Annotated in this window: 7 protein-coding genes; 1 reads left to right on the top strand and 6 read right to left on the bottom strand. The window is 52.7% G+C overall.

Features of this window, described 5'->3' with window-relative positions:
- A partial coding sequence (locus HHJ19_RS00095) for a phage/plasmid replication protein (RefSeq protein WP_296903000.1) occupies positions 1-580 on the top strand: 580 nt, incomplete at its 5' end.
- A 455-nt stretch (positions 581-1,035) separates the two neighbouring features.
- Here the strand turns inward: HHJ19_RS00095 and HHJ19_RS00090 are convergent.
- From HHJ19_RS00090 to HHJ19_RS00065, 6 genes are all read right to left on the bottom strand, one after another.
- A complete protein-coding gene (locus HHJ19_RS00090) occupies positions 1,036-1,920 on the bottom strand; it encodes a hypothetical protein (protein WP_296902999.1) in 885 nt (294 codons plus the stop codon).
- Between the two features lie 227 nt (positions 1,921-2,147).
- Positions 2,148-2,654 (bottom strand): hypothetical protein, encoded by a 507-nt coding sequence (locus HHJ19_RS00085; protein ID WP_296902998.1) that lies wholly within the window; start codon positions 2,652-2,654, stop codon positions 2,148-2,150.
- On the bottom strand, positions 2,651-3,127 hold the full coding sequence (locus tag HHJ19_RS00080; RefSeq protein WP_296902996.1) for a hypothetical protein: 477 nt from the start codon (positions 3,125-3,127) through the stop codon (positions 2,651-2,653). The genes HHJ19_RS00085 and HHJ19_RS00080 overlap by 4 nt, the downstream gene beginning before the upstream one ends.
- Positions 3,128-3,745: 618 nt before the next feature.
- On the bottom strand, positions 3,746-4,426 hold the full coding sequence (locus HHJ19_RS00075; protein WP_296902994.1) for a hypothetical protein: 681 nt from the start codon (positions 4,424-4,426) through the stop codon (positions 3,746-3,748).
- A 1-nt stretch (position 4,427) separates the two neighbouring features.
- Entirely contained in the window at positions 4,428-4,784 is a 357-nt protein-coding gene (locus HHJ19_RS00070) for a hypothetical protein (protein ID WP_296902992.1), read from the bottom strand.
- 712 nt (positions 4,785-5,496) lie between these two features.
- Positions 5,497-5,880, bottom strand: a 384-nt coding sequence (locus HHJ19_RS00065) for a DUF6339 family protein (RefSeq protein ID WP_296902991.1), incomplete at its 5' end; no start/stop codon positions are given.

Genomic DNA, 5,880 nt, shown 5'->3' with positions numbered 1-5,880 from the left:
GGGACTCTCGTTTTACGCACGTCGCATTGCCACGTTCTGGGACAACGAGCGCAGAACATCCCATACATTCTTGGGTGCTGACCGAATTGCCCAACAAGTGTATGCCGCTGCTGGACCTCGCTTAGAAATTCGACTGGGCGATCACTTCTTTCGTGGAAGTGATCTGCAGTACGGATCGAACTGGTTACCCAAAACGGCGGATACCATCTATATTAAAAAGCTGGAGAGTTTGGAGCTTCCGACGGTAGTCCCTGCAGTTGCGGCGCGGGTCCGCGCGCGCGCTCGTTTAACCCGTGCCTATTCCACCTTCTTGCATTGGGCTGTCGGTCAAGACCTCGCAGATATCGGAATGTCACGTAAGACCATGTACAGTCATCGCCGCAGCATTCTGAAAGCGTTGGGCATAGACATACGTAAACCTGCATCGTCAGTTTTGGGTAACCGTAAGACTGTGAACGCTCGGGAGACCTTCAAATGGGAGAACAGAGTGGTGCCAGAGGCAGTCGACTTCGATGCACTCTCTTGGCTTGGTGACGACTACAAGCCTGAGGACAAACGAAAGACCGCTGCTCATCAATAGTTTTGACCAAGATTTAACTACTGCGACAAGCACCATTCCCATATTCGACTGTCACTTGGGTTTTGATTCTGGTGAATTGTCATTCCCCCTATGAAAAGTCTCGTAGGGGGAATGCGAAGGCCATGTTTTAGGGTGTCGCATGCGCGGGTAAGCCCACAGGCGGCTGCCGTCCACTCCACTGAACGAAATACACCTGCTTGAAAATCCGTTTGCCCGTTTGAAAATCGCATCCATCAAAGACAGCGCACCTGAGTTTCAAAATCCGCTGGGACGGGCGTTGCTCGACAGTGCTCGTTCAATGAGCCGGCAAATAGCGGTCAAACGACTGAAGGACAAAGACTCCGAACGCAAGTACCGTCGGGCATTCGCCAAACACCTTTGCAACTGGCGGAAGCCTGACGAGGCGGCAGTCGACGTCGGTGTGGCCCTGCTGCGGCTAGGGTTGTTTTCGTCGTCTAGGCGCTTGGCGCTGCAATCAGGCGGATAGAAACGATCTGATCTGACATCACTGGCTTAGACGACATCCCGTACGGCGTAATCATCACGAAGTCGGGATCGTTTTCAGTGAACTGGCGAATTTCGTTCATCAATTTAATTTGCGAAGAAATTTGAATAGGATGCGCTGGCATAAGCGCAATCACCCCACTGTCTTCAATTAACGTTTTGTCCGCAGCAGATGCAGGAAAAAAACTAGCCTCCTCCTGAAGCCAAATTCCACTTGCCACTCTCGATGGAGACTTATGCGTGCCGAAGATTGATCGAAGTTCTTCCCAATCTACACAGGAAGTGAGCCCTGGAGCCATGAGTGCCGCCAGCATGTTGAACACGTGAATTGAGGCCCGATCCGCATCCCCCGCAGGTGATGCAACGAAGCCATCAATTTCTCTGCAAGCACCCCAATCTCCAGGCCTCATACCTACCGCTACTGTCAGTCCCAGCTGGTGGTACTGACTGTTCCGTAGACCCGCCAAAACAGCTTCGATCTGCCGCGCAAGGTCTGCTGAATAAACGGGCGGTAGCGACATGACAAGGTACAGCGAGGCAGCGATTCGGCTGTTGAGTAACCCGAGGAGCCACTCAGCCAGACCGCACCCTACCGGCAACTGCTCAAATGTCGATTGCGCAGCGATGTAGGTCATTGCCAAGTTCCGTGCCGCGTAACGTTGGGCTGGCTGGGGATCAAAGGACACCAGCACCGTCATCAACTGCTCTTCTTCAATATCGCAAGGATCGTCAGTTGCAGAGTGAGCAAGACGTGCTTCACAAATCAGAACCTCGACACCGTTTTCAATCGGTGGTGACGGAGGTGCTGTTAATAGAGGTTTGGCATAGCGCCCCATATCATTTCTCCATATTTAATAATTGATGCCATAAAAGACGTGGCTAGGTACCGATGGATCGGTCTGGTAGACCCACCAACGCCCCCAGTTAGCCTCTCAAAACACCCCGTTGGGACTACCGTTTGAGGGTCGGATTGGCAACCCTATGGATCACAAGGGTCAGCGGTTGTGGTGCGATCTGGTGTCGGAAACGGATGTCGTGGCTGGACTTGACATCAGCGAATCCGTCAAAACGGTAGTTCCGGCTGGCGAAGCTTGCTCAGCGCCACAAACCGCTCATGGACAGCCAGGTGAAAGGGTTGACCCAGCATCGCTTCGGTCTCCTCAGCTTCAAGATACTCAATGTCGTATTCATTTGTCCGTAGGGTTTCAAGAATTTCGACATCGAGAATGGTGGTCATTGCCAGCATCTCCGTTTCAGAATATCCCCCGTCATGGACGTGGACCCGGCCCCAGAGTTCTAAAAACAAGGTCGATTGGAGCATGTTCCACTGGCAGTATTCCTCCAAGCAACCGTCCAGCGCCGACCCAGGAGGAAAGTCCCAGTAGATAGGCGCATCTTTGTGACGCACGCTCATGGAGTCCACCGAATGCTTGCTTGCGACGTTCGCCAGAAATCGCAGCCTCTTGCAAAGCTTGGCCGTGACGCGCAGGGAGGCAAAGAGGGGTGAATCCATTACCTTGCCGTACTTATCAGTGATTGCCAAAATCAGAGTCGGATCGGTGCTGCTCATCGTGCACGACCTTTCACGGCCTCGGCTAGGTGACCCCGGCGCAAACTCTCCCCGCTGTAAGCCGACACATCGGTGATGCCAGCCGCCTTCAATCGCTCTTTGACGATGACGCTGACATAAGCCGACGCCAGTCTGTCGGTAGTGGGTTCGCCTGAGCGCGTGAAGCTCGGAAACAACGCACCTGTAGCACCCTCCAGGTCGTTGTGCTTCAGCCAGGTCTGGCAAGCTGTCGCTGCGCAGAGCGGCCCCCGTGTGAACGGAATCGCCATGACGCGCGACATTGGCCCAAATACACCACTGTGAATTTCATCGCCCGAATCTGTAGTTGGTGTGGTATGGATCAACATCGCGTCTTGCGTGAAGGTGAGGTCTTCAATGTTGATGGCGCAGATGGCACCTCGTTTGAGCCCTGCATAGCCAAGCAGCAGTATGGCTTTGTCACGCCGGTCCATTGTGCGCATGCCAGTACCCATGCAATCGAACATCCGGTTCAGTAACGCTCGGTCAATGATTTTGGCAACTCGCTTGGACTTGGCTGCACTGCGTATGTCTGGTAGCGGTTTCTTACCGTTCTTGGCTGGCTCAATCAGGTTATGCGGAACATGACCGGCCACCATCCACCGCAAAGCCTCCCGAACCCTTGGGTCGTCGGTGGGTGCGGTGTGACCACCACGAACATGTGCATCCCGGATGGACTGGCAGCGCCGTGCAATGGTCACTGGTGCCACCCGCTTGACCAGCGCGGTGATAAATCGAAGCAGTTCGTCTGGGGTACACGGTATGGTGCCGCCATATGAGTGGATGAACCGCGAAACATCTTTCTCGTAGGCCGCCTTGGTGGATGCTTTTTGGCGTCTTGCGGCTTGCGCCGGCTTGCGCCGGCTTGCGCCGGCTTGCGGACCTCGCTGTAGGTTGGCGTCGAACGGACGCCACTGACATCTGAATTAGGGGTCTGGTTTTGCAACATGGAAGTACCTCAAAGGGTTAAAAAGACGTGCTGCACCGCCGAGCCAACGGATACAGCCTGGAAAATCAAGAAAGACAGTGAACGAACTTAAAAGTGGCGGAGCGGAATATCCACCGCACAACGGTTACGGTGATTGGCCGCGCTTGATGACCACCAATCCGTTAAGACGGACTGCCCAAGCTTCTCCGGTGCTGTACGTCAAGACTAGGTTGTGTGGTGTTCTTGCTCGCTTGGACAACCCCGCTTTGGCTTGAAGTTCAAAACTTGCGTTGTAAAAGCTGCCCCGCGGTTGTGCGGCACTGGGATCAAGCATCAAGAATGCTCGCGGTACAGATTCCCTGCCGAACGTTTCAATGCCAGTAACGAAGGCCCAATGGCACCATTGCATGCTTTCAAATCTCACCATGGGTGCTTGACCAGATCGCACCGCCTTTGCCACTAGCAGCCCGATACGTTTTGCGCTGTGGCTGGTCACAGTGGTGCAAGTCAAAGTCGGTGAGAAAGCATCTACGTATGCCTCGATTTCAGGCTCGGTCGTGCCTTCAAAATACGTTTCACGCGCAACCTTCCAGAGCCGCCGCAGTGCCTGATGTTTAGTTGTCGTGAGGACTTCGACCCGTGCCCTGGGTAGCTGGTAAAGCAGCATGGCCGCTTGTAATACACAAATCAGACCGCATGAGCTATCCAGCATCGACTGCGTGAGGTACAAGTCTTCGTGGCGCATCCCTTTAGATGTTTGGATGGCGTACTGAATGCTGGTGTTAGCGGACAAACCAGCGATAAAAATGTGCTGCAGACCTTTCATGTCAATACTCCGACGGCAGCAAAATTGTGGTGCTCGCACGATTCGATTCCGTGATGACCCAAACTGTTTCGGTGGTCGCACCGTCGCTGGAAGAAGCGGTCAATTTGTACGATGAAAAAATCCGCATTCCGTTTGCAAGCGAATGGCGGTTCAATTCCCTGTCTTCATCGCACAGGTCACCCCAGTCACCCAGTACATGTCTTTGAAGCACAAGTGAGAGCGGTTCAATTCCTAGTCGGTCTAGCGTTGCCAGTGCACCTGGGGTGGCAAGGATCTGGCCGAGCCGAAACAATGGTTTGTCAAAAAGTTTGAGTTCAAGTGGCGCAGGCTCGCGCCCGCCGGTGTTGGCGTCAGTCATGGGTTTCTCCGGTTATTGGTAGTGGTGGTTCTGACCGGCGTATCGCCAACATCCGCCCATGGCTGCGCCCCGCAGTGAGCGGCAGCAAAACGTCGAGGGTTGGCTTTGAATGAATGCGCGCAGATTGCACGCCTTCAACGTCAGATCAGAGGGAGAGGGGAATCAGTCCAGGTGCCAGCGATGCTGTTGGTCGCCTGCCGTTAGTCAACCAGAACGGTTGACCTCGGTCACATTCGAGTCGTGGAGGGTCAGAAATTCTTTTAATTCCTGTCGCTCGCCTCGCTATAAATTTTCCAAGTCGGGTCGAGTTGACCCTTGGAAACTTCGATGCGTACCCATCTTTGTGAGTGTCTCTATTTTATCAAAAACCAGCTAATTAGATAGGTTAGATCGTGGAAATAAGCGCCAGCTTCATGTTGTTTGGCGCTTTAGTCGCGGAAACCATCAGATCAGTTCGCGAAAACCTTCCGATTACATGGCTTGAACGGCGTTTAGCGCCACCATGGAAGCTGGTCCATACCGATACCAGCACTAAATCGACTGTAGTCTTGGAAAGAGTCCATAAATATTTGATCCATTAAAAAACACAGCTTTTAGATTTTGTGATTTGGACATTTTTTACAAACTGCGAGCACAAGATGGGAGAGATGATGAGCTAACCGCGCAGGTGGTTAGCTGAACCGAGACGTAACACAGTCAACTCTACATTGGCTCACTTGCTAACTCTTTCAATAACCTTGCCAAGTGCCTTGCTATCAAGCACCTCAAGTAGCGTGATTCCACCCTCGATATTTAATTTCTTCATGACTGAGCGAAATTTTTCTCGCCCATACAAGGCTTTATCGGCCATGTACGACTCGTGAAGTTTATTGACAACGGCAGATAGCAAGGCTGCATTTTGTGAAGTAGTTGGTCTTTCCACAATATTTGCGCGGACATCGCTTTGATATAGAAAAGCTGTCAGTGCTTGGTGAAGGGTCAATCCCTGCACTTTTTTGCATATCTCAGACATCCACCAAAGCCGTGAAATAGCATGGTCCCGCTCGACACCGCGTGTGCCTTTTGCGAAAAAATGCTTTTTTATATGTGCAACTGC

This window comes from Polaromonas sp., assembly GCF_012927415.1.
GTDB lineage: Bacteria > Pseudomonadota > Gammaproteobacteria > Burkholderiales > Burkholderiaceae_C > Polaromonas.
The sequence above is the reverse complement of the archived record's forward strand: the minus strand, read 5'-3'. Positions and strand labels throughout refer to the sequence as shown.

Excerpts from the sequence above, each read along its gene's own strand:
- HHJ19_RS00090 (WP_296902999.1), bottom strand. The coding sequence starts at position 1,920 with ATGGGGCGCTATGCCAAACCTCTATTAACAGCACCTCCGTCACCACCG.
- HHJ19_RS00085 (WP_296902998.1), bottom strand. The coding sequence starts at position 2,654 with ATGAGCAGCACCGATCCGACTCTGATTTTGGCAATCACTGATAAGTAC.
- HHJ19_RS00080 (WP_296902996.1), bottom strand. The coding sequence starts at position 3,127 with ATGGGTACTGGCATGCGCACAATGGACCGGCGTGACAAAGCCATACTG.
- HHJ19_RS00075 (WP_296902994.1), bottom strand. The coding sequence starts at position 4,426 with ATGAAAGGTCTGCAGCACATTTTTATCGCTGGTTTGTCCGCTAACACC.
- HHJ19_RS00070 (WP_296902992.1), bottom strand. The coding sequence starts at position 4,784 with ATGACTGACGCCAACACCGGCGGGCGCGAGCCTGCGCCACTTGAACTC.